The 23365-nt window shown below is 37.5% G+C and carries 29 protein-coding genes; 15 read left to right on the top strand and 14 right to left on the bottom strand.

The window, feature by feature from the left end:
• Positions 1 to 2 precede the first annotated feature (2 nt).
• The 3 genes from ON073_RS01075 to ON073_RS01065 are packed head-to-tail and all read right to left on the bottom strand — an operon-like array spanning position 3 to position 2042.
• A complete protein-coding gene (locus tag ON073_RS01075; RefSeq protein ID WP_274760008.1) occupies positions 3 to 254 on the bottom strand; it encodes a hypothetical protein in 252 nt (83 codons plus the stop codon).
• On the bottom strand, positions 247 to 783 hold the full coding sequence (locus ON073_RS01070; RefSeq protein WP_274760007.1) for a response regulator transcription factor: 537 nt from the start codon (positions 781 to 783) through the stop codon (positions 247 to 249). Before ON073_RS01070 ends, ON073_RS01075 begins: the two co-directional genes overlap by 8 nt.
• On the bottom strand, positions 780 to 2042 hold the full coding sequence (locus tag ON073_RS01065) for a sensor histidine kinase (RefSeq protein ID WP_274760006.1): 1263 nt from the start codon (positions 2040 to 2042) through the stop codon (positions 780 to 782). Before ON073_RS01065 ends, ON073_RS01070 begins: the two co-directional genes overlap by 4 nt.
• Before the next feature lie 85 nt (positions 2043 to 2127).
• On the opposite strand from ON073_RS01065, the gene ON073_RS01060 reads away from it, so the two are divergent.
• The 4 genes from ON073_RS01060 to ON073_RS01045 all read left to right on the top strand — a co-directional run bounded on the left by ON073_RS01060 (position 2128) and on the right by ON073_RS01045 (position 4609).
• Positions 2128 to 3195: a ketoacyl-ACP synthase III gene (locus tag ON073_RS01060; protein WP_274760005.1), complete on the top strand. Its 1068-nt coding sequence runs from the start codon at positions 2128 to 2130 to the stop codon at positions 3193 to 3195.
• A gap of 133 nt (positions 3196 to 3328) precedes the next feature.
• Positions 3329 to 3643, top strand: a complete 315-nt coding sequence (locus ON073_RS01055; protein WP_274760004.1) for a PilZ domain-containing protein — start codon at positions 3329 to 3331, stop codon at positions 3641 to 3643.
• Positions 3640 to 4305 carry an AAA family ATPase gene (locus ON073_RS01050; RefSeq protein ID WP_274760003.1) on the top strand — a complete coding sequence of 222 codons (666 nt, stop codon included), beginning with the start codon at positions 3640 to 3642 and terminating at the stop codon, positions 4303 to 4305. The genes ON073_RS01055 and ON073_RS01050 overlap by 4 nt, the downstream gene beginning before the upstream one ends.
• Complete coding sequence (locus ON073_RS01045) at positions 4292 to 4609, top strand: ribbon-helix-helix protein, CopG family (RefSeq protein ID WP_274760002.1); 318 nt, start codon at positions 4292 to 4294, stop codon at positions 4607 to 4609. Before ON073_RS01050 ends, ON073_RS01045 begins: the two co-directional genes overlap by 14 nt.
• A 2-nt stretch (positions 4610 to 4611) precedes the next feature.
• On the opposite strand, the gene ON073_RS01040 is transcribed toward ON073_RS01045, so the two are convergent.
• The 3 genes from ON073_RS01040 to ON073_RS01030 all read right to left on the bottom strand — a co-directional run bounded on the left by ON073_RS01040 (position 4612) and on the right by ON073_RS01030 (position 7389).
• On the bottom strand, positions 4612 to 5973 hold the full coding sequence (locus ON073_RS01040; protein WP_274760001.1) for a leucyl aminopeptidase family protein: 1362 nt from the start codon (positions 5971 to 5973) through the stop codon (positions 4612 to 4614).
• Between the two features lie 86 nt (positions 5974 to 6059).
• A complete protein-coding gene (locus tag ON073_RS01035; protein WP_274760000.1) occupies positions 6060 to 6416 on the bottom strand; it encodes a hypothetical protein in 357 nt (118 codons plus the stop codon).
• Between the two features lie 76 nt (positions 6417 to 6492).
• Positions 6493 to 7389 (bottom strand): alpha/beta fold hydrolase, encoded by an 897-nt coding sequence (locus ON073_RS01030; RefSeq protein ID WP_274759999.1) that lies wholly within the window; start codon positions 7387 to 7389, stop codon positions 6493 to 6495.
• 117 nt (positions 7390 to 7506) lie between these two features.
• Between ON073_RS01030 and rlmF the strand changes: the two genes are divergently transcribed.
• Positions 7507 to 8391 (top strand): 23S rRNA (adenine(1618)-N(6))-methyltransferase RlmF, encoded by an 885-nt coding sequence (rlmF, locus tag ON073_RS01025; protein ID WP_274759998.1) that lies wholly within the window; start codon positions 7507 to 7509, stop codon positions 8389 to 8391.
• Between the two features lie 64 nt (positions 8392 to 8455).
• On the opposite strand, the gene ON073_RS01020 is transcribed toward rlmF, so the two are convergent.
• The 3 genes from ON073_RS01020 to efpL all read right to left on the bottom strand — a co-directional run bounded on the left by ON073_RS01020 (position 8456) and on the right by efpL (position 11073).
• Positions 8456 to 9052 (bottom strand): thymidine kinase, encoded by a 597-nt coding sequence (locus ON073_RS01020; protein WP_274759997.1) that lies wholly within the window; start codon positions 9050 to 9052, stop codon positions 8456 to 8458.
• Positions 9053 to 9127: 75 nt separating this feature from the next.
• Positions 9128 to 10294 (bottom strand): nucleotide sugar dehydrogenase, encoded by a 1167-nt coding sequence (locus ON073_RS01015; protein WP_274759996.1) that lies wholly within the window; start codon positions 10292 to 10294, stop codon positions 9128 to 9130.
• 209 nt (positions 10295 to 10503) lie between these two features.
• Positions 10504 to 11073, bottom strand: a complete 570-nt coding sequence (gene efpL, locus ON073_RS01010) for an elongation factor P-like protein EfpL (protein ID WP_274759995.1) — start codon at positions 11071 to 11073, stop codon at positions 10504 to 10506.
• 157 nt (positions 11074 to 11230) lie between these two features.
• Between efpL and ON073_RS01005 the strand changes: the two genes are divergently transcribed.
• The 4 genes from ON073_RS01005 (at position 11231) to ON073_RS00990 (ending at position 14457) form a co-directional block, all read left to right on the top strand.
• Positions 11231 to 11704 carry a GNAT family N-acetyltransferase gene (locus ON073_RS01005; protein WP_274759994.1) on the top strand — a complete coding sequence of 158 codons (474 nt, stop codon included), beginning with the start codon at positions 11231 to 11233 and terminating at the stop codon, positions 11702 to 11704.
• A 73-nt stretch (positions 11705 to 11777) separates the two neighbouring features.
• Complete coding sequence (locus ON073_RS01000; protein ID WP_274759993.1) at positions 11778 to 12878, top strand: DUF481 domain-containing protein; 1101 nt, start codon at positions 11778 to 11780, stop codon at positions 12876 to 12878.
• Positions 12879 to 12892: 14 nt separating this feature from the next.
• On the top strand, positions 12893 to 13492 hold the full coding sequence (locus tag ON073_RS00995) for a TIGR02466 family protein (protein WP_274759992.1): 600 nt from the start codon (positions 12893 to 12895) through the stop codon (positions 13490 to 13492).
• An 80-nt stretch (positions 13493 to 13572) separates the two neighbouring features.
• Positions 13573 to 14457, top strand: a complete 885-nt coding sequence (locus ON073_RS00990; protein WP_274759991.1) for a dTDP-4-dehydrorhamnose reductase family protein — start codon at positions 13573 to 13575, stop codon at positions 14455 to 14457.
• On the opposite strand, the gene ON073_RS00985 is transcribed toward ON073_RS00990, so the two are convergent.
• Entirely contained in the window at positions 14451 to 15071 is a 621-nt protein-coding gene (locus ON073_RS00985) for an NAD(P)H-dependent oxidoreductase (RefSeq protein WP_274759990.1), read from the bottom strand. The two genes, ON073_RS00990 and ON073_RS00985, sit on opposite strands and share 7 nt — an antisense overlap.
• A gap of 103 nt (positions 15072 to 15174) precedes the next feature.
• Here ON073_RS00985 and ON073_RS00980 point away from each other — a divergent pair, with 103 nt between their 5' ends.
• The 3 genes from ON073_RS00980 (at position 15175) to ON073_RS00970 (ending at position 16557) form a co-directional block, all read left to right on the top strand.
• Positions 15175 to 15849 (top strand): tRNA (adenine(22)-N(1))-methyltransferase, encoded by a 675-nt coding sequence (locus tag ON073_RS00980; RefSeq protein ID WP_274759989.1) that lies wholly within the window; start codon positions 15175 to 15177, stop codon positions 15847 to 15849.
• 79 nt (positions 15850 to 15928) lie between these two features.
• Positions 15929 to 16168: a DUF2960 family protein gene (locus tag ON073_RS00975; protein WP_274759988.1), complete on the top strand. Its 240-nt coding sequence runs from the start codon at positions 15929 to 15931 to the stop codon at positions 16166 to 16168.
• A gap of 2 nt (positions 16169 to 16170) precedes the next feature.
• Entirely contained in the window at positions 16171 to 16557 is a 387-nt protein-coding gene (locus ON073_RS00970) for an MAPEG family protein (protein WP_274759987.1), read from the top strand.
• On the opposite strand, the gene ON073_RS00965 is transcribed toward ON073_RS00970, so the two are convergent.
• Positions 16558 to 17457: a TPR end-of-group domain-containing protein gene (locus ON073_RS00965; RefSeq protein WP_274759986.1), complete on the bottom strand. Its 900-nt coding sequence runs from the start codon at positions 17455 to 17457 to the stop codon at positions 16558 to 16560.
• A gap of 152 nt (positions 17458 to 17609) precedes the next feature.
• On the opposite strand from ON073_RS00965, the gene ON073_RS00960 reads away from it, so the two are divergent.
• A complete protein-coding gene (locus tag ON073_RS00960; protein ID WP_274759985.1) occupies positions 17610 to 17963 on the top strand; it encodes a RidA family protein in 354 nt (117 codons plus the stop codon).
• 42 nt (positions 17964 to 18005) lie between these two features.
• Here ON073_RS00960 and ON073_RS00955 read toward each other — a convergent pair whose 3' ends face one another.
• Both ON073_RS00955 and ON073_RS00950 read right to left on the bottom strand, forming a co-directional pair.
• Positions 18006 to 19337: a sensor histidine kinase gene (locus tag ON073_RS00955; protein WP_274759984.1), complete on the bottom strand. Its 1332-nt coding sequence runs from the start codon at positions 19335 to 19337 to the stop codon at positions 18006 to 18008.
• Positions 19338 to 19477: 140 nt separating this feature from the next.
• The gene (locus tag ON073_RS00950; RefSeq protein ID WP_274760022.1) at positions 19478 to 20398 is read right to left on the bottom strand and encodes a LysR family transcriptional regulator; all 921 of its coding nucleotides are present in this window, start codon (positions 20396 to 20398) and stop codon (positions 19478 to 19480) included.
• A 111-nt stretch (positions 20399 to 20509) separates the two neighbouring features.
• On the opposite strand from ON073_RS00950, the gene ON073_RS00945 reads away from it, so the two are divergent.
• Positions 20510 to 21136 carry a nitroreductase family protein gene (locus tag ON073_RS00945; protein ID WP_274759983.1) on the top strand — a complete coding sequence of 209 codons (627 nt, stop codon included), beginning with the start codon at positions 20510 to 20512 and terminating at the stop codon, positions 21134 to 21136.
• A 234-nt stretch (positions 21137 to 21370) separates the two neighbouring features.
• Positions 21371 to 23083 carry an alkaline phosphatase D family protein gene (locus tag ON073_RS00940; RefSeq protein ID WP_274759982.1) on the top strand — a complete coding sequence of 571 codons (1713 nt, stop codon included), beginning with the start codon at positions 21371 to 21373 and terminating at the stop codon, positions 23081 to 23083.
• On the opposite strand, the gene ON073_RS00935 is transcribed toward ON073_RS00940, so the two are convergent.
• On the bottom strand, positions 23056 to 23355 hold the full coding sequence (locus ON073_RS00935; RefSeq protein ID WP_274759981.1) for a hypothetical protein: 300 nt from the start codon (positions 23353 to 23355) through the stop codon (positions 23056 to 23058). The genes ON073_RS00940 and ON073_RS00935 overlap by 28 nt on opposite strands.
• Between the last annotated feature and the right edge of the window lie 10 nt (positions 23356 to 23365).

Below are 23365 nucleotides of genomic sequence, written 5' to 3'. Positions count from 1 at the left end.
AATTAACTTATTTTGGCCTTACCGCCAATTATTTTATAAGCCACACTACCACGAATCATTTGCTCTCGGGCAAACTCTTGACCACACGTTGGGCAAATACAACTTACATCGCAAAAATCTTTGGCTATACGTTCTTTAAAACATTTAACTAACGAACCTTTGCCATTTTTATGGTACTTGTAAAGCCGTGTTTTACATGACGTACATATAATATCAACTACACGTTCTGGTAAGCGCTTATTTGGTTTAGCCATAATGTTCAACTTTCACCAATAGTGGTTTCTTCTGTAATTTACGTTGCAGTGTTCTACGGTGCATTCCCAATTGCCGCGCCGTTTCAGACACATTACCGTTATTCGTTTTAAGTACTTGATTAATATGTTCCCACTCCATCTGTTCGCTAGATAAAGGTGATTCATCGACTTCCACTGTCGCTTTTTTACCTGTCAAGGTTGCAACCACAGACTGTGTATCCACAGGTTTTGCTAAATAATCATTTGCGCCTTGTCTAATTGCTTCAACTGCAGTAGCAATGCTGGCAAACCCGGTTAATAGCACTATCGAACTTTCTGGCAACAGCGAACGTAGAGGTTTTATCAATGGTAAGCTTGTCTGATTGCCGAGTTTCATATCAAGTAATATGTACTTTGGTTCAAATCGCCTAGCTGCTAGTAGTACTTCGTCTGCACTTGATACAAGTTCGACATTAAAGCCTTGTTTGTGCATTCTTCGCGACAAGGTTTGGCCATAGGCCACATCGTCTTCAACAATCAGTAAATTCATAAAAGAGGTAACCTTATTGTTACTTTAGCGCCATGGTTTTCACCTATCTGCTGACTATTTTCAATGATTAGTTCACCACCAAGTTTATTTACCGTGGTATTCGATAAGAAAAGTGCGATCCCCATTCCCTTTTGACTTTTAATGGTTTCGTGCCCGAGTGAGTCAAGCAAGTCTAAATCAAAACCATTACCCTGATCGGTTATTTCAATGTTCAACAAATCAGACTTTTCAAAAACATTAATTTTAATTGTCTGCTTGGCAGCTTGTTTATTCGCATCAACCGCGTTTTGCACTACATTAATTAATGCCGACAAAAGTAAGCTATCCGCATTTATTTTACTTTCAGCACGAATTTGATTATTAAGCTCAATCTGTTGCTCTGGGAAATGCAATAAACAGGCATCATAAAACTCATTAAGTAAGTTATTTATAAAAATTGGTGCTATTTTATTCGCTTTAATCTGGCTTGCATAATCACGAAAATAAGCAAGTTGCTGTGTACATTGCAATAACGGCGCTGCCATCTCTTTAACAAGTGAATTATTACCACCAATTTCTTCTTCTAAGTCTTCATAAATCATTTGCAGGTTAGCAATCGGCGTTGCAAGATGATGTGTTACTTGAGCAGCTGCTGTGCCAAGTGCCATAAGCTGTTCACTTCTTAACGTTTCTTCACGTTGAATAGCCATTTGCCTTTCTTTATTGGTATTTGCTTTAACGAGTGCGCTTATTGTTGTAGTTACTACCAAAGCGGATAAAACAAAATTAAGCCACATACCAAGGAAGTGTTCTTGCATATCCATATGGTGCATTTCATGTTTTGGCATGTTAAATACCAGCAATGTATAAAATCCAACAGCGGTAAAAGAGCAAAGCGCTTGCCAGCGTAACGGTAAGCAGACTGCGGCAATAATCAGCGGTAAAAGTAATAGCGAAACAAAAGCATTTGTTGCCCCGCCACTATAAAGTAACATTAAACTTAAGAAGGTGATATCTGCAAGGATCTGTAATGTAAGTGCAAGGTTTGTCGCATTTAGTCTTGAAAAATAGACAATACTTGAGAGGTGAAACAAGGTTTCGAATGCAATAATCAACAGCAACACGCCAATATAATCATGCGTACCCATTGAGAAATGCAGCACTATGACACTGAGCAATTGAATAGCAATTGATACTGTTCGTAAAAATAATAATCGACTAATTGGCTTTCGATAAGCTAATGAAGGTTCTGCACTAATAAATTTAGCAAGCAAAGTCACATGTAACTCGTTTAAACAAAGACAAATAGCACTGTATCTGGTATAACCAGTTCATCACACTAAGAAATGAACGTAAGGGTTGCTAATGAAGTATGCCAAAATTACCGGCTGGGGGAAATGCATTCCACCGGTAACACTCACAAATGATGATCTAAGCCAAATAATGGAAACTAATGATGAATGGATTACATCTCGTACTGGCATTAAAGAGCGTCGTATTTCTCATCAAAGTACTGCTGATTTAGCAACTATAGCAGCACGCAATGCCCTTGATTGTGCTGGCATTACCGATGCAAGTGATATTGATTTAGTACTACTTGCGACGTGCACTCCCACAACATTGGTTGCAAATACCGCATCTCAAGTTCAAAAAAATATTGGTGCCAAAGGGGCAGCTGCATGTGATGTAAACGCCGCATGTTCAGGGTTTTTGTATGCATTACAAAATGCCACGGCGCAAATTCAAGCTGGCATGATTAAAAAAGCGGTAGTAATTGGTGCTGAACGAATGACTTGGTATGTTAACTGGCAGCGCCGTGATAGCGCTGTATTATTCGGTGACGGAGCAGGTGCGGTCGTCCTTGAAGCAAGCGATGATAAATCAGGACTACTAGGAACTAAAACTGGCTGTGATAGTGAAGACCGTGAAATTCTTCATATTCGTAATTTTGGTACTGACATTGATAAATACCAAGCAGTAGGACCTTCTGATATTTTATTCGAAGGGCGCGAAATCTTTAAACGCGCAGTAAAAGGTATGACAACCGCAGTGGATGATGTATTGCAGCAAGTGGGCAGTGATATCGCTGATATCGATGTGCTAATTCCGCATCAAGCAAATTTACGCATAATCCAAGCAATTCAAACTAAAGTAAAATTACCTGACGAATCTGTTATGGTGAATATAGATAAGTACGGTAATACCTCTGCTGCGACCATTCCTATCGCGCTGTGTGAAGCTGTTGAATGTGGTTTAATTAAACCAAATAGCAGCATTATTTCAGCGGCATTTGGTGCTGGTTTAACATGGGCTGCAAGTTATATTCAATGGGGAGAGCGCACGACTCCTACAACAGCACCTTCACACACATTAACACAGTGCGATCAGACTGGACTTGAATTAATCCAACATGCTGTAGCGCATTGTCAGTAACCTCTTATTAAGCCTGCATTTATGCAGGCTTTCTTATTTGCAAATTTTCCTTTTAACACTACGCTTTAAATATTAAGACGCGCCATAACGCATGTGATGGATTGCAATTTTGCGAATGTTAAAGGGTACTACTATGCATGAGCATACTTCCGCAATAGAACAAAGACGCTCATTACGACTTGACATGGAAAAAGAGCTTATCGGCTTAGAATGGCAATGTGAAAATGGGAATATCATTAAACGCCAAGCAATGTGTATTGATGTATCTAATGGCGGGCTAAAAGTTAATATTGACCGCCCTATCAATACCGAAAATCCTGTAAAAGTTACATTCCGAGATAAACAAGGCACCACAAACTCAATTTATGCAAAGGTAATAAGAGAAACTGAGGTGCATGATTGGTTTGATATTGCAATGGAATTTGTCGAGCAAGGGGGTGACAAATGATAATTCTTGTTGGCGGCGAAAAAGGTGGTAGTGGCAAGAGCTGTTTAGCGCAAAATGTCGCTGTTTATTTAACCCTGCAAAATTTTACTGTTTTAATTGTTGATTGTGATCCGCAACGCACTTCATCGGATTGGATCCAAGCCCGTAATACTAATCCTCAACTTCCTTGTATTAACTGTGTTCAGCTTTATGGCAAAATTAGAAATGATTTACTTAGTTTAGAAAATCACTATGATTATGTCATTGTCGATTGTGGCGGACAAGATAATCTTGCGTTACGTGCAGCCATGTCAGTTGCAGATCATACCTTGATCCCACTAAGACCGAAACGCCGTGATCTTAAAACGGTACCGCATATGGAAGACATTTTAACAACTTGTAAAATGGTTAATCCAAAATTAAATGCGGCATTTGTTATTACTCAATGTCCTTCACTGCCAAATCAAGCTAATCGTATTATCGAAGCGAAAGAAGTATGTGCTTCTTATGGTATTCCAGTTTTAAATGCTGTTACATTCAGCAGAAACATATATGATGATAGTGAAGAAAACGGGCAGTCTGTTATCGAGCGCGATCCTGATGGTAAAGCAGCTCAAGAAATTAAAGCCATTGTTGATGAATTATTAACAATGGAAGTGGTTCACGGTCATGAGTTTAATTGATTTAAAAAAGAATAAAGGACGAAATCAAAAAGAAAAGATTTCGGTGGATGAGTTTATTGAGCAAGCTAATTTGTATGCTCAAGGTAAGTCCAATACCCTTGATAATAAAAGACATATTAAAAAAGGGCGAAAGTTCAAAAATGCGACTTTCACCCTTTCGCCAGATCATATAAAGCAACTGGACGAGATCTCAAAACATTCTGGTTTATCTAAATCTTATATATTAAGACTGCTAATAAACGAGCTTGCACAAGGCGATGATCTCAGCTTAGATGCTTTACTTGAGCATATCGATACTAAATAAATTTATTGATACTTATCTTGTAAGTACTTTAATACAGCACGCACACCAAATGCTTCACCACCAACAGGACGGCCTGGTAACTTTCTTAAGTTCCATGCCATTACATCAAAGTGAACCCATGAAATGCTGTCATCAACAAACTCTTGTAAATAAAGAGCAGCTGTAATAGCTCCACCAAATGGGCCTGAAGCACAGTTAGTCATATCCGCAACCGAACTGCTTAATAAATCTTTGTAATCTTGATAAAGCGGTAAGTGCCAAACTGGATCTTGAACATCTTCAGCGGCAGCTTCTAAGCCTGATACTAACGCTTTATCATCACTGAAAAATCCTGGTAATTCCGTTCCTAATGCAATACGACAAGCGCCTGTCAAAGTTGCAAAATCAATAAGCGTATCTGGTTTATCGTTCACAGCCTCAGCTAATGCATCACAAAGCACTAGACGCCCTTCTGCATCTGTATTATCAATTTCAACAGTAATGCCTTTACGTGTTTTTATTACATCGCCTGGACGTAGCGCATTATCAGAAACCGCGTTTTCAACGGCAGGGATCATTACGCGCAAATTAACAGGTAATTTAAATGCCATGATCATATGCGCCAAACCTAATACATGCGCTGCACCGCCCATGTCTTTTTTCATTAAACGCATGCCTGATGCAGGTTTTAAATCTAAACCACCAGAATCAAAACAAACGCCTTTACCGACTAAAGTAACTTTAGGCGCATTTTCATCGCCCCAGCGTAAGTCGAGCAGCCTTGGTTTATTCGCACTAGCACGGCCTACAGCGTGGATGGTTGGATAGTTTTGCTCAAGTAATTCATCACCTATAATTTGTGAGAAAGTACCGGAAAACTCATCCGCCATATCAGACATAAATTCAGCCATATGCTGTGGCATCATATCACCCGCTGGCATATTTACTAAGTCTCGAACAATGCTAACACCTTTCACATAGGTCACTACTTCATCAAAAACAGTTTTGTCAGCGATTGCCAATTTTACCGATTGCGTTTTAGATTGCTTATAGGGTGCAAAATCGTAACAGCCTAACGCAAAACTAGTCGCGATTAGTTTACTAGTATCTTTATCGTTGGTTAATAAATATGTGCCATCCGGTAGTTGGCTAGCAAGATCGCCACATGCCCAAAGCGATTCTGTACTTTGAGTAAAGAACACTGCCTGTTCCAATTTCCCATCTGTAAAATTAGGTACTAGTAATACACCTTTGCCTTCAAAACTTATCGCATTAAGCCAATTTTGAACAACGGTGGTTTGCTTTTGTTGCCAAGCGTTAAATTCGCTTGAAGCAAGAATTGTAAGCGGAGTCCCTTCAGATTGGTGAACTAGGGCTTGCGTCATATTTAAAGACCTTCATTTGTTTAAAATTATGCGTAATAGCATAACAAACATTTTAATTGAATGTCTGAATTAAACGTTAAGAAATTTTACTTATTTTCTGATTTATTAAAGGCGCTTGGCAGTACTTCAACACCTACCATTTTGCCTAATTTAACAATGAGCGGAATTGTGATGGGTGCAAAAGGTAAGATTGCAAAAATGCCTAATCCAACACCTTTTAGCACATCAAGAAATTGTTGGTTTGCTTCTTTTAATTCACTTTTACTTGCTTTACCTTGCGTATAATTACGATAAGTAATCAACATATCAATTGTTTCTTGTTTTTCTTGAGCAAGTGCATGTTTTACTTGCAACATTTGACGACGAACTTTTAATCGACTTCTTTGTTGTTTTATTTTAAGCACACGCACAGGTGCTTTATGGAAATATTTCATCGTTCGCATACCTATATTTTCGCACATGAAATGCAAAAGGTATAAACGATTTCTGTAAAAAGTTGTTGGTTTAAATTCCTTTGTATTAGGAGTGTTGTTTAAACCACTCTAATGTATCTTGGAATGTTTCGGCTTTGGCCTCAGTAGCCGTTAATATATTGATATGATCATAGTCGATTAAGTGGTTATGTTTTTTACCATACATATTTAATAACTGTTTGCCTTGACCACTTTCGTTGATAAACGCTTCAATATCTATTTTCTGCGCTAAAGCCTTGTCATTTACAGCACCAATGTGAAGTGTTGGCGGTAAAGCTCGTTCTGACAGTGCTTTGCCATAGTCAAAGCCATCAAATGGGCATACCCAAGGGTTTCTTTTTACCCATTCAACGCCCTCTTTATGAGATAAACGCGTTTCATCGTCAGAACCAAAACCAAAACGCTTGGCAGGTAAATAGCCATAGATTCTTATCAAAATTGGCGAAATAAAATACCAAACTAAATTTGCCTGTAGATATTTACTAGGGTGATTATTATAAATTGTCCGCTTTGATGCAAAATAGACGCACGCTTTTAGCTCATTTTGGTAATGTGGAAAACGTGCCAACACAGAATTCAGTAAAACGCCTCCCCAAGAATGAGCGCAAAAATACGAAATGGGTTGCTTAGTTGTCTTTGTTATAAATTCCAACATGGCTGGTATTTCTTCGACGATAGAATCTCGTTGACCCGTTTTACTTTCACTTGTAATTTTAGGTTCACTATTTCCTCTACCTCTGAGGTCTGCCACAAAACAATTAAAACCTGCTTCAGCTAAAAATGGCGCTAATCCTTTATTAGAATGGGTATAAAATATTCGGCCATTTTCTACCGCGCCATGCATAAAAAACACAACAGGCCCTTTAGCATTGGTGTAAATTTGCCTTAAATGAACCTTGTCGCCATTTGCCATCGTTATTAGGTGAGACTCTTGTTTAATCATATTTATTGCTTTTATCTGGTCGTACCACGTAAATACTAAAAACTTAAGCTTGTTTTTACAAGAGTTGACGCAAGAGCGTGTTAAAATAGGAATATTATCAGTAAAGACTGAAACAACATGACATCAAAAAAACACCATCCACGTAATATTCATCTTAATGGCTATGATTTAGAGCGTTTAGCTAAGAACTCCCCTTTGCTCAAAGCACAATTAATTAAAAATGAGTATGATAAAACATCACTAGATTTTAGCGATGCAATTGCTGTTAAAGCGCTTAATCAAGCACTGTTAGTCGAAGATTATAAAGTTGCTGTTTGGGATATTCCTGATGTTAATTTATGCCCTGCAGTGCCAGGACGTGCTGATCTTATCCATACCTTAGCGGATTTACTTGCAACAAAGTATGATGGCGATATACCAACAGGCAAGAAAATTCACTTGCTTGATATTGGTACGGGAGCGTCTTTAATTTACCCTATTTTGGCGCATAAAATTTACGGTTGGAAAGCAACTGCTAGTGATATTGATAATAACTCATTAAAACAGGCTAAAAACCTTGCAACATTTAACCAATTGCCGATAAAACTGAAATTGCAAAAAGAGTCCCAACGTATATTTCGGGGCATTATTAAAGAAAATGACTATTTTGATATCACTTGCTGTAACCCCCCTTTTCATGGCTCTTTAGAAGATGCCAAAAAGGCTAATCAACGTAAGTGGCGAAATTTAGATAAAAACGACACTAAAGGCTTTAATTTTTCAGGGCAAAAAGCAGAATTGTGGTGTGAAGGTGGCGAGCTCTCTTTCTTACGTAACATGATTAAAGAAAGTGAATTGTTTAAATCTCAAGTAGGTATTTTTACTTCTCTGATTTCAAAGAAGGAAAATTTACCTCAGTTAACAAAAGCGTTAGAAAAGTTAGATGACTGCAGTTATCAAGTTTTACCTTTAGCGCATGGGCAAAAACTTATGCACTTATTGTGTTGGCAATTTAACGTGTAACTGAATTGATTGTGATAAATACTAGATGGACTCAATAAATAATTGAGCCCATCTAAGTAAAAAATTAATTAGGTACAGCTAATTGATTTTCCAAGCCTTCAAAATAGTGCTTACGGCAAACTGAAACATAACGATCGTTACCGCCTATTTCAACTTGTTCACCCTGTGTAATAGGCACACCTTGCTCATTTGTTCGAAGCACCATATTAGCTTTACGCCCACAGTGGCAAACCGTTTTAAGTTCAATCAGTTTGTCTGCCCACGCCAATAAATACTGTGCACCTACAAACAATTCGCCTAAGAAATCGGTTCTTAAGCCGTAGCACAGCACAGGAATTTTTAATCTATCTACCACTAAACACAATTCTTCAACTTGTTTCTTAGTTAAAAATTGCGCTTCATCAATTAAAACACAATCAATTTTTTTGATGGCATGTTTGGTGGCTATTTCATCAATTAGATTTGATTCAGGTGAGAACAATGACGCATCAGCAGCAAGACCAATACGTGAACTTACTTTACCTGCGCCAAATCGTGTATCAATTGCTGCCGTATAGATTAATGGCTCCATACCACGTTCTTTATAGTTAAATGCCGATTGCAATAACGTAGTAGATTTTCCTGCATTCATCGCAGAATAATAAAAGTACAACTGAGCCATAAATTACCTAAAAACAAAAACACTAATGCTAACTAATTTAGGTGATTCGTGCTAGCAGAATTAAGTTATATAAACCTAATCATTACCAAACAAGTCCCGAGTATATACTTTACATGCGACATCAGATAAACACGCTTCCATTCGGTTGGCGACAATCACATCAGAGATTTGTTTAAACTCTTCTAAATCACGTACAACGCGAGAATTAAAGAAATATTCATCTTCTAGCACAGGCTCATAAACTACAACTTCAATGCCTTTTGCTTTGATGCGTTTCATAATGCCTTGAATCGAAGAAGCTCTAAAGTTATCTGAGCCTGATTTCATTATTAAACGGTGAATACCAACGACTTTAGGCTGTTTGTTAATGATCGAAAAGGCAATATGGTCTTTTCTAACCGTGTTAGATTCAACAATTGAATTAATTAAGGTATTTGGCACATCTTCAAAATTTGCACGTAATTGCTTGGTATCCTTAGGTAAACAATAACCACCATAGCCAAACGATGGGTTATTGTAGTGATTACCGATACGAGGATCTAAACTAACACCTTGAATGATTTCTCTGGTATCTAAGCCATGGCTCTCTGCATAGGTATCAAGCTCATTAAAGTAGGAAACCCGCATTGCAAGGTAGGTATTAGAGAATAACTTTACAGCTTCAGCTTCTGTAGAGCCCGTTAGTAAAATGTCGATATCTTCTTTAACTGCCCCTTCAGCGAGTAATTCTGCAAAAACTTGCGCACGTTCTGATTTTTCGCCTACGATAATGCGTGAAGGATACAAATTATCATAAAGGGCTTTACCTTCTCGTAAAAATTCTGGAGAAAATAAAATATTACTGGTGCATAGTTTTTGTTTTATACGTTTTGTGAAACCAACAGGCACTGTTGATTTGATAACCATAATGGCTGATGGATTCACTTTGTTTACTTCGTGAATGACCGCTTCCACAGAAGAGGTATTAAATTTATTGGTTATTTCATCATAGTCTGTTGGCGTAGCTATAATGACATAATCTGAATTCTTAAAAGCCTGCTCTTTATCAGTAGTAGCTATTAAATCCAATTCTTTACTTGCTAAAAATGATTCAATTTCTGGGTCTGATATTGGGGACTTTTTTTGATTTATTAAATCTACTTTTTCTTGAATTAAATCTAAAGCAATAACTGAATTGTGTTGGGCAAGTAGAACAGCATTTGAGAGGCCTACATAGCCAGTTCCTGCAATAGTTATATTCATACTCATCCTTTTAAAATTTCTTTTGTAGTTTTATTTAAGTAATTATAGAAGCTCTGATTACTAGAGCTTATTTTCTATCCATAATTCGGCATGTTAGTTTATCTCATATAAAGACTAATTTAATTATTAACGAATAATATTAAATTTATATATTTTTGCTCATAAAAAAGGCCTAGCAAATGCTAAGCCTTAACAGCATAAATAAATTATTAATCAGCACGGCCCATAAACTTTTGTTCTGATGTGTTAATCTTCACTTTATCCCCTGCTGAAATATGCTCCGGTACTTGAATGATAAGACCAGTAGTCATCGTTGCAGGTTTGGTACGTGCACTAGCTGATGCACCTTTAATTGAGGGAGAAGTATCTTCAATCACAAGTTCAACACTAGAAGGTAAATCAATTGAAACTGGGCTACCTTCAACCACAACCACTAATAAACCTTTGGTGTTTTCATCAATAAACAAAAGTTGCTCTGCAATTGATTCTTTATTGATGTTATATGGTGTGTAGTCTTCTTCGTCCATAAATACATATTCGTCACCGTCTATATACGATAAGACAGCAGGTCTACGATTTAAGTCTGCAAAATTAAGCATTTCATCAGCTTTGAAAGTCTCGTCAACTTTACCACCGTTTACCACATCATACATGCGCATGCGGTATAAACTTCCACCCGCACGACCTTGTGGTACTGAACGCTCAATATCACGAACAATCATCACGCGACCGTTATAATCAATAGCGGCATGCTTTTTAATTTCACTTGCTTTTGGCATTTGTAATACTCATTGTGTCAATTTATGCAGACCCTACAAAAATATTGGCTGTTAGTAAATAAATAATGGTGAAAATCAAACTTGTATTTTTTGTTAACTTGATTTTTAATTATTTGCCACAATATGACAGGCAAAGTTAAAAGTTGTAGAGGACACTATGCAGTTAGTCTCATTAGACTCAAACGATCCAAATGTTATTAGCCTATTCGAAGAAATAGATCGCTTGATGAATTCACTTTACCCAATTGCCAGTGACCAATCATTACCTTTGAGTGAACTTAATCAACCCAATGTACATGCCATTGGACTTCTTACTGATGAAGGTATCATCGCCTGTGGTGCGATAGTTAAAAAGTTTGAATCTAACCTCTATGGTGAAATCAAACGCGTGTATGTTAAACCAACTCACCGCGGAAAAGGCTTATCACGCCGAATTATGCAAAATCTAATGTATTGGGCAGGCCAGGCTCAAATTCCATTACTCAGACTCGAAACCGGTAGCAAACAAACAGAGTCAATTCATTTGTACGAAAGCCTAGGCTTTACTCGATGTGAATGTTTTGGTCGTTATCGTGATAACCCGCTAAGTGTATTTATGGAGTTACCGCTTTCAGCTGAAACTAAAGTTTGATCTAAAGCAGTTTAAATCGGTACAAAAATAATATAATGTGTGAATAATTAAGTTATAACAGGAAGTTATTTTTATGAAATTCGCACATTCTTTACTATTAAGCGCAACTCTCCTCACCCCTCTTTTTACCCATGCAAATACATACCCAATTTGGAAACCTGACACACCTGCATTTGATCAAAAGTTTGATTGGGTTAAAACCTCATCAGGGGAATGGCTTAAAGGTGATCTAATTACCATGTATGAAGAAGAGCTTGAATTCGATTCCGATGAGTTTGGCATCCAAGTCATTGATATTGCAGATGTTGCTGAACTTTACTCTAAAGGTGCACAAAGTATCCGCCTTAATGATGGTACCGTGATTAGTGGCAAGCTTATTATTAAAGATGGAAAATTTATTATTTCTCAGGATGGCGCAGAACAATCTTATGCCATGAGTAATTTACTTTCTATCGCTTCTGCTGATGGTAATGAATTTGATTACTGGGACGGTGAAGTAAACTTTGGTACAAACTTCCGCCGCGGTAATTCAGAACAATCGGATTACACAATCAGTGCTGAAGCACAGCGAAGAACATCAACTAGCCGTTTTTCTTCAGAGTTTATCAGTAACTTCAGTGAACGAGTTAGTCAAGAAACCGGTAAAAAAGAAGAAACAACGAATGATCAGCGTTTTACCGCTAACTTCGATTGGTTTTTCTCACCTAGAACCTTTATTAGACTTGCTGACTATGAATACTTTGCTGATGAATTTGGTAATATCGATAGCAGACATACTTTTGGTGTGGGTATTGGTTACGAGCTAATTGATACTGGTGATTTTTCTTGGGAAGTAAGCGCAGGTCCTAGTTATCAATCAACAAACTACATTAACGTTGAACCTGGTCAAGATGATAACGAAACATCAGGTGTGTTAAATCTAGGCTCTGTTATCGAGTGGGATATCACTAAAGATATTGAGTTTGATGCTGACTACCAAGTTAAAGTAGTAAGTGAAGATGCTGGTGAATATATACACCGCTTAAAAACAGGGTTAGAGATCGACTTAATTGGTGATTTCGATTTGGACTTATCATTTTATCTAGACCGTATAGAAAATCCAAAACCAACAGGCACATTTACACCGGATAAAAATGACTACCGATTTGTTGTAAGCTTAGGTTATGAATTTTAACTAACAATAATAATATGAAAATTGATTTGTGGTTCGCCACGCCTATATACAGTCACGATCTCCAAGGAGATCGTGCTTTTTTAATCCAACAAGAACTAAAAGCGATTATTCAACAAGAGTATAATCAAATCCTAACACAAGATGATGCTAATGCTCGTTCTTATATACAGTCCCGTCAGCCTGAACATAGGCAAGTACTGCATAAATATGATTTAGTCCATACACACGAGTTTATTTTAGAACAAGCAGCACTCTTTATTAAAAAGCTTAATCCCAAAGCCAACCATATTGAGATAAGAGAAAGCTGGTTTAATTTTTATCGCCCTGGCGATAGCCAAGAAGTGCATACCCATGTTCATCACACTCACCCCTCATTTGTAAGTGGTTCGTTTTATCTTGACGCACCTGAGAATTCTGGCGACATTAAATTTTATCATCCCAACTTTTCAGCACCGATAGCGACAGAGGAAGTAGGCCTTGAAACCTTTGAGGCGTGTTACACTGCCAAACAAAATCGAATAGTACTATTTCGCTCTCACGTGCCACATAGCGTGATGCCAAATCGCTCAAGCAAAACACGTATTTCTCTTAGTTTTAATGTCTATATCGCGTAGTGTGTCACATAAAATAACAGTTAAAGACTAGGCGCATTTAGCGCTTTACAATAACAATAATGTTATTGTTAAGGAATGTTATGAAAAATGTACTGGTGACTGGTGCTACGGGCCTCTTGGGCCGTGCGCTATTTCGAATTTTTACCGAACAAGGGTTTAATGTTATTGGCACAGGTTTTAGCCGTGCAAAGGCGCCAATCATTCAACTTGATTTAACAGATAATGTTGCTGTAACCGAGCTCCTTAATATTGCTAGACCTGACATCATCATTCATGCAGCAGCAGAGCGAAAACCTGATGTATGCGAAAATAACCAAGCACACACAAAGGCATTAAACCTTGCTGTAACGGAACATTTAGCTAACGAAGCTAAACACATAAATGCCCGTTTATTCTTTATCAGTACAGATTATGTATTTGATGGTAGAGAGGCGCCTTATTTAGAAAACGCAAAAACGAACCCGCTGAATTTTTACGGTGAAACCAAAGCATTGGGTGAACAAATTGTGCTAAGTACCAGCAAAGCGCATACGGTTATTCGAGTACCTGTATTATATGGAGACGTCGAATCACTTGATGAGTCAGCCATTACTACCATTGCGCAGCAGGTGAACGATAAGCCAATAAGTGCACATGATAACTGGGCAATTCGCTTCCCTACACATGTTGACGATATCGCCTATACATTGGTCGATTTAGTTAAACAGCCAAGTGAGAATACATCAGGTATCTTTCATTTATCAGATGAAAAAGCATATACAAAGTATGAAATTGCGAAATTATCTGCAGAAATTCTAAATCTGGACACAAAGGGTATTTCACCAATCAATGAACCAAGCCAAATTGCTAACCGACCATATAACTGTGCATTAAAAGATACTCGCTTAAGCGAACTTAACATTCGTCACACACACTCTTTTAAACAAGCATTTACTGAGATAATAAAAACACATTTAGTTTACTGACCAAAGGGGTGTTTCTCTGAAAGTTTTGTTAGTTGCTCTCGTATTGGTTTAAGCTGCTTTGCATAGAGTGTTAAAGCATGAGCACCGCTGTCTAAACGTGACATTAGTTGAAGGTGTCGAGTGTTTTGACTGTCTTCGTCAATATCAGATAAAAATTCGTTTATATTGCTGATAATTAAATGAAAAGGTAACCAAACTAAATGTGGGTTTTTTGCACCATAGCCTTTTAAAATACTAATAGGATTATGGCCACCACCTGATGCCGACACGCCTATCGCAAAGGCAGGTTTGTGCCCCAACGGAAAGCCTGATGCAGAGCCAAACGCAGTTAACAATAGAGCATTATGTAATACAGGTGGTAACATGCCTCCCCACTCTGGTGCAATAATCATTAGACCATCACAATCATATAATCGATTCAGTAATTGCTCTTTCTCATACATTAACTGAGGGTCATCTAATGGCTCATAGTGACGAAGTAAAATACTATGTTGGTTAAGATCAATCAGATCCATTGTAATTGTTTCAGATTGATATCTTGATGCTATATTTTGACCTAGTTTCAAACTATTTGAATTATTACGACCACTGCCACTTATTATCGCTATTTTCATTTAAATTCCCTAAAATTTACTTTGCATGCAATATACATTTAATATCCAGTATTTTTAATTAAAACTTGTTAAAATAACTCACTTTATTTTTTGTACACTTGCTATGTCTTTATCAAACCGTTTACAAACCATCGTTGATTTTATTGAGCCCAACTATCACCATATTTGGGATACTTGTTGCGATCATGGTTTTTTGGGCAAAGCGCTTTGCAACTTGAATCCAGCTAGCACAATCCATTTTGTTGATATTGCAAAGCACATAATGTTAGCGCTCGAGCATAACCTTAAAACACGCTTTTCCAAGACGAATTGGCTTTGCCATACAATAAGCGTAAATGCTCTACCAATTGATGATTATCCTGGCCGGCATTTGGTTATCATTGCAGGTGTAGGTGGCGATTTAGCCGCGGAATTTGTTTCAACTATTCAGACTAAATACCCAATAAGAGAAATAGACTTTATTATTTGCCCTGTTCATCATTCCTTTTTACTACGCAAACAATTAATTGAATTAGACTTTAGGCTTTTAAAAGAAACACTCGTTGAAGAAAATAATCGCTTTTATGAGATCATCTATATATCAAAAAATAGCGCTAAATTAATAAGCCCTGTTGGCGAGAGTTTTTGGCAGCATACAAAACCTGATACCGCTTTAAACTATTTAAAACGTCTTGTATCTCATTATGAAAAAGTGGCTTCACACAAAGTTGAATTTAAACCTGCATTAAATGAATACCTCAAAATAACCAACAAATTAAAATCACTTTCTAACAATTAAACTCACCAAGCGAATATTTCGTATATCCAGATTATTTACAGTTAAGTACAATGTCACAAAATATTGTTAGAAGACATTTATGGCTAAGAAAATTCAATACACCTTTAATCACCAACAAAAACTGATAAATTTTGCGCAAGACAAGTATAACTCTATGTTTGAAGCTATTGCAGCTGCCGAGGGCTTTGATATTGCTGATTATTCAAAAATGGAGCACCAAGTTACTTTGTATGCTAAAGATAAAGCGGCAATCCGCAATTTCAGAGATGAGTATTTTAAAAAGTTAGGTGTAACTAACATCACATTTATTAAAGAATAACGATGAATACATTAATCCTGTGTGCAATTATTGCCGCACTTTTACCTTATCTAGCAAAAGCACCTGTTGCAATTGCCATGAATAAACAAGGTGGTTACGACAACCGTCATCCACGTGCACAGCAAAGCAAATTAACTGGATTTGGTGCCCGTGCACTAGCTGCGCATCAAAATAGTTTTGAATCACTGCTAATTTTTACCATTGCATTAGTGGTAGTGTTTGCAACAAATACCATAACAAGTACAACTGAAACACTTGCAATTATCTATATTATTGCACGCGTGCTTTATTGCGTTTGTTACTACGTAAATTGGCATATATTGCGATCGAGCGTATGGTTAGTGGGTTTAATTTGCCCAATCGCAATGATGTTTTTAAGCCTAAATTAATTAGGCTTGCTCACTCAATTTAATACCTGCATCTTCAAGTAGTTTTAAGAATGCAGGTAGTACCTGTAAGTTTTCAAATGCGAGCTCATTTGCCAATTCATTTTTAAGATTTGGTGAAAGCTTCAGCGCCATTTGTAAATCGTCCATCGATTCAGACAAGCGGTTTTCTTGTGCATAAGCACAGGCACGTTGCCAATAGGCATAACCGTAATCAGCATCTTCATCAATTGCTTGATTGCAAAGTGCAACCGCTTTATTCGTTTTACCTTGCTCTAATAATGCATCTGCTTTGTATGTGATCGCCTCTACATCATCTGGTTTACGTTTTAAAATTTCGTCATAAATTTCAATTTTAGAATTTACATCACTTTCTAAATTCGCACGCATCCAAAGTGAATGAACTTCATTGGTAATGGTAATTTTCCGCTGGTTATTGAGAATTTCTTCAGAACGTTCTTTTAATTGGTTTTCAAGCACACCTAAACGCGTTTCATATTCTTCGGTAATACTTTTTACGCGTTCATTTACAATACTTTCAACTTTATTTTTTACATCACGTAATGAATTCCAACCTACGAGAATTAATATTGTTGCTGTGGCGGTAATAATAAACATCACGTTGTTTATTGTGTCATTAGTGTAATCAAGTGCTCTATCAGCTGCGCTTAATTCAGTGTGTGTAATTTGTTTTGTGGTGTCTTCACGAAGTTTTTGTTGATCTTGACGCAACGATTTCAACTCGTCCAACACATATCGCTCCAACAGTGGGCGGTAAAGCGGTTCGTTTAATTCTTTAAGTGCTTTTTCTTGTTGTTGCTCATTCATCGGTTTTGCATCATTGGCTAACACCGTAACACTAAAAATGCTTAAGATAAGAAGAAAGATAAATTTTAATTTCATTAATATAGCCTTATTTTTTCAAGCCACTAATATACATCAAACCGTTATAAGCTACACCCATGTTTTATAACATTGCTACTGATTTACATATTATTTTATAGCGGGTTTTGATAGAGTTTCGGCCATACAAAACTCAAGTTTAGGAAAATAATATGAGCATTCAACGTACCCATACCAATGAACGAATGAGTCGCATTGTGGTACATAACAAAACTGTTTATTTGTGCGGCCAAGTGTGTGCTGATGCAACCAAAGATATCAAAGAGCAAACGCAAACAATGCTAGATAAAGTCGATGCATTACTTATCGAATCAGGTAGCAGTCGCAAACACATGTTAAGTGCAACGGTTTACATTAAAGACATGCAATATTTCAAAGAAATGAATGAAGTGTGGGATGCATGGGTACCTGAAGGGTATGCACCAGCTCGTGCTTGTGTTGAAGCTGCAATGGCGCGCCCTGAATTACTTGTTGAAGTATCAGTAATAGCTGCACAAATAGACTAATTTTTAACACTTAGACTTAGTGAATTTTGAAGCTAAGTCTTTTTATTTTAGATTAGGTAGCGAAATAATAAATTTACATCCCCTCTCTTGTGGGTCTGTTAAAACAATTCGCCCGCCAAGTTTATGATGCACAATATTAGAAACAAGCGACAAACCTAATCCTGTAGAGCCATCGTTGCGCGTGGTTGTAAAAAACGGGTCAAATACCTTTTTATGTAAGCTATTGTCGATTCCCTTGCCGTTATCTTCGAATATAAGTTCAACAGTATTTTGCTTGTTAGTAATGCCAATGGTAATAACTTTATCAAGGTGATCATCTTTAAATGCGTGAGTCAGTGCATTTTGTACTAATTGAATTAACACTTGCGCTAAAAGTCCTTGCTGAGAAGTAACTTCCAGTTCTTCTTCGAAATTTAAAACAAGTTGTACACCATGTTTATTTGCCATTGGTAAAACAGTGTCAGTTACCTGTTTGCAAAACAACGTGATATTGAAGGGCTCTGGGGTATCGTTTAACGAAACCATAGAGACCTGCTTAAAACTTTCAACTAAGCGAGATGCTTTTTTAATGTTGTTTTCGGCTAAATTGAGGGTTTTTTGCTGCTCTTCAAAAAATGATTCTAAATGTGTCTTGGTTAGCCTGCCTGACTCAAGAGCAATTGCACCACTTTTAACTTCTTCTAAGGCATGAGAAATTGAGGTAATAACAATACCAAATGGGGTATTTAATTCGTGCGAAATACCTTTTATTAGTTCGCCAAAAGCTGCAAACTTTTCACTTTCAATAAGTGACTCTTGGGATGCTTTTAATGCTTCTAGAGATTGCTCCAGCTCAAAAGTTCTCTCCTCAACCACTTTTTCTAAATTGAGATTGAGTGTTTTCAACTCACTTTCATAATCACATCGTGATTTTGCGTTATATGCCCTGCCATAAATTTCTGCAAGTGTTAGAACAAAGGTCACCTCTTCATCTGACCACTGTTTTATTTCTTCACCTTGATGTTCACAACAGATCACCCCTATCATTTTGCCAAGGTGTCTTATTGGTAAATCTAACATCGATTTAATATTGAGTGGCTTTAAATAATTCTCTGTGAATTCAAAGGTTGCAGGATGCAGTGTAGCATCGTCTGCAATAATAGCTTGCTCTGAGTCAATTGCAGCAAAATAACTGGGGAAATCATGTCTACTTAGTTCTATACCAAGCGAGGGAAACGCCGTACCTTGTTCTAATAGAAATTCACAAAAAATATGATCATCGCGTAACAGCCAAATACTTGCACGGGTAATATCTAACGCTGTGGTCGCTGCCGATAAAATCTCTTGTGAGGCAGCATGCAAATTGCCACCATCAACGGATTTTGACAGACTCAATTTAAACAATTGCCTTTCAAACTTTGAATGCATAATTGAAGTGGCTTTAAAAACAAATATCTAACACATTATAGCTTAAATTGTTCTGAACTATTGAGTTAATGTTAACGTTTGTATACATCTAATAAATTACAAAAATCTCAACATAAGATGCCTTTCTTGGTTAATTCTTCCATTAATGCTTTGGTGCGTTTTCGACATTCATCCCGTACTAATCGCACAGCAGGCGTTATGGACTGACGACTAGGACACATTAACCAAAGTTCGGTACTTTTGTGAGGATAATTTGTCATTAACGGTACAAGCCTTTGGGCTAATAAATCTTCGGCAATATCAATTAATGATTTAACTGCAATTCCCTTACTTTTTACACACCAACGTCTGACCAAATCACCATCATTGGCGGCTCGCCTTCCTTTCATTTTCACTTTGATTGTTTTGCCGTTTTCTAAAAACTCCCATGTATCGTTTATTCTTTCTTGTAACTGATAAAATAAACCTTGGTGATATTGCAAGTCATTAGGGTGTTTCGGTGCCTTATGCTGTTTTAAATAATTTGGTGAGGCGCATAATATTCTTGGTACATCACATATTTTAAAGCCGAACATGTTGGTGTCATTTGGCTTGCCATATCGTAGTGCTAAATCAACTGAGTCACGATAAAAGTCAATGTTGCTATCACTTACATGGCTTCTTACGCTCAGCTTAGGATACCTATCTAATAAATCATCTAACCACGGCATAACCACATTACGACCAAGATCTGATGAAAGCGCAATGCGCAGCTCCCCTTCAATATCTTTGTTATCGCTTTTTATATTTTGCTTAGCTAGTGAGAGTAAAGATAACGCTTCTTCACATTGCGGTAAAAAGCGCTCTCCTTCTTTTGACAATCGGATACTGCGTGTTGTGCGAATAAACAATTCTGCTCCGAGCTCTGCCTCTACACGTTTAAGCGCAGCGCTCGCTGTTGCTGATTGCAAATCTAAAGATGAAGCAGCCTTAGATATACTCTTCATTTCAGAGATTTTAACGACCAGCTTTAAATCTTCTACCAACATATTAACTAATATTTTTTGATAATATTTCAAACATTACCTTGTTTTTAATTAGCTAATCAAGCTTTAAACTACATCCTATGTTTTACAACAGCTTGTTGTTAGGAGATTTTAATGACACACCCAATAATTACCGATTTAAACCGCCGCTATACAAGTAAACGTTATGATGCGAGTAAAAAAATTTCACAAAGTTATCTAGAAATCATTTTAGAAGCAATACGTCTTTCCCCATCATCCATTAATTCACAGCCTTGGAAGATCATTGTGATTGCGTCGGATGAGGCAAAAGAACGTATGCACAACACGTTTGTTAATAAGTTTCAATTTAATCAGCCACATATTAAAGCTGCATCGCACACACTTTTATTTGCTTATAACCCAAAGTATGCACGTAGTGACTATGAGAAAGTTATTGATACTGACATCAAAAAAGCGTTTGGTGCATTTGCTTTTGTAGATTTGAATACTGATGAGGCAGGCAATAACGCACAGTGGACGAAAGCACAAACATACATTGCCCTTGGTAATGCCATGCATACTGTTGCACGTTTAGGCATAGACTCAACACCAATGGAAGGGGTAGATAAAGACATGATAAGCGAATTATTTGCAGAAGAGCTAAATGGTTATGTTTGTGAAGTTGCATTAGCAATTGGCTATCATGAGCCAAGTGAAGACTACAACGCGTCACTGCCAAAATCACGATTAGCAAAAGACAACGTAATTACCGTTTTATAGGTACAAGCAGCGCATGCTGTTTAAATCCAGCATGCGTTTTTATGCTATGAACATAATACTAGGCGTTGATAATAACATCCTATTTAGTCTCTAATTAATTATCACCCTAAAACTTCAAATGTGTTTTAGATTAACTTGTTACATCCATTCACATTGATGTGGACAGAGGTTTGACCAGACCTAATATTGTCATATAAGGTAGCTATGATAATAAGAAAAACAAAAGGTCACACTATGAATCACCACTTTTCACGCAGAAATTTCTTAAAAGCATCTATTTACGGACTGGGTGCCGCCACCATCGCAATGTCTCTTACAGGCTGTAATAGCGATAATGATAATAAGCTTGCTGAGAATGAATTTTCAGTCAGCTTTAATCACGGTGTTGCCAGTGGCGACCCATTAAGTGATGCAATTATTTTATGGACACGTGCTACACCTGCTGGTGCGCCACAAGGTGTTAATTTAACACTGCAAATTGCAGATGATGAAAACTTTGAAGTAAACCTTGTACAACAAACGGTTGTGGCTTTAGCTTCAAATGACTACACAGTTAAAATCGACTTTACTGGCTTAAATGCTGGCAGCAAATATTACTACCGCTTTGTGACTGAAAATGAAACATCACCGGTTGGGCAATTTAAAACGCTACCACAGGGTGCAATCAACAGTGTTAAGTTTGCCGTTATGTCATGTGCAAACTTCCCTGCAGGATATTTTCATGCGTACGCAGAAGCAGCAAAACTTACTGATATTGATGCAGTATTACACCTTGGTGATTACATTTATGAATACGGTGCAGATGGCTACGCAACTGAAAACGCTGTAGCGCTAGGCCGTGAGCTTGCTTCAGACAATGCAGAAGAAATCATTACCCTTGATGATTACCGTAAGCGTTATGCACTTTATCGCAGCGACCCTGCTTTACAACAATTACATGCAAACAGCCCATTTATAGCTGTATGGGACGACCATGAAGTTGCCAACGATGCCTTTAAAAACGGTGCAGAGAACCATAATGAAGGCGAAGGTGACTTCACTGCGCGAAAACTGGCTGCCCTACAGGCTTATTTTGAGTGGATGCCCATCCGCCCATATGTAAAAGGTCAAACCGAAAGTTTATACCGTCAATTTGAATTTGGTGATCTGGTATCTCTTTATATGCTTGATACACGTCATGAAAGTCGTGCAAAACCGCTAGATTATGCAAATTATATTGATCCTGTAACAGGCCAAATTGACAGCAACCGATTTATTCTTGATTTAATTGAGCCAACACAAAAATTAATTGGCACTGATCAGCTAATTTGGCTACAAGATGGCATGATAAATTCAGATGCAAAATGGCAAGTGCTTGGCCAGCAGGTACTTATGAATCGTATGCATATTCCAGCTGAATTACTGGCTGAACTTGCTAATCCAAGCACGCAAACCGCGCAAACACTAACAGAACTTGCACAAATTAAAGGGCGATTACTTGCAGGTGATCCTACGTTAACTGAGCTTGAAAAAGCACGTGTTATGACTGTTGCACCTTACAATTTAGATGCCTGGGATGGCTACCCTGTAGAGCGCGAAATGATCCTACAAACAGCACATAGCTTAGGTAAAAACCTGATTACACTTGCAGGTGATACCCACAATGCATGGGGCGGTCCACTTAAAGATGGTAAAGGTAATCTGTGTGGTTATGAATTTGCAACAAGCTCGGTAAGTTCGCCTGGTTTAGAATATTACTTACAACTGCCAGAACAAATGGCGCTGCAATTTGCTGAAGCACTTAAACTGCTTGTTGACGACCTTGAGTATGCCAATATCCATCAGCGTGGTTTTATGACTGTAACGTTTACCCCTGAAAGAGCGCACAGTGAATGGCACTTGTTATCGAGTGTTCATCAAAGTGAATATCAAATGACTACTCAGGCAACCGAAGTACCCGCAAAATAAAGGGTTTGTTTAAGCTCATTTAACATTTTTCGGTTTAATAGTGTCAGGCGATTAAGTTGTTGATTAACAGCAGCGATATCGCCTTTTTCTGTATTACTTAACATGGTGTTACGCGCTTCTATTTGCAGTGTTTGATAATGCGTAACAATATTCTCAAACACATCATTTGCACCTTCAGAAGCCTCACTGTTTTGTGCTTCGAATACTAAATCCTTTTCCTGAACATCGCTAAGTAACATCGATAGCTCCTCTTGACTTAACAACATATTCATTTGCGCTCTC

This window comes from Pseudoalteromonas sp. G4, assembly GCF_028875915.1.
Classification (GTDB): Bacteria; Pseudomonadota; Gammaproteobacteria; order Enterobacterales; family Alteromonadaceae; genus Pseudoalteromonas.
The sequence above is the reverse complement of the archived record's forward strand: the minus strand, read 5'-3'. Positions and strand labels throughout refer to the sequence as shown.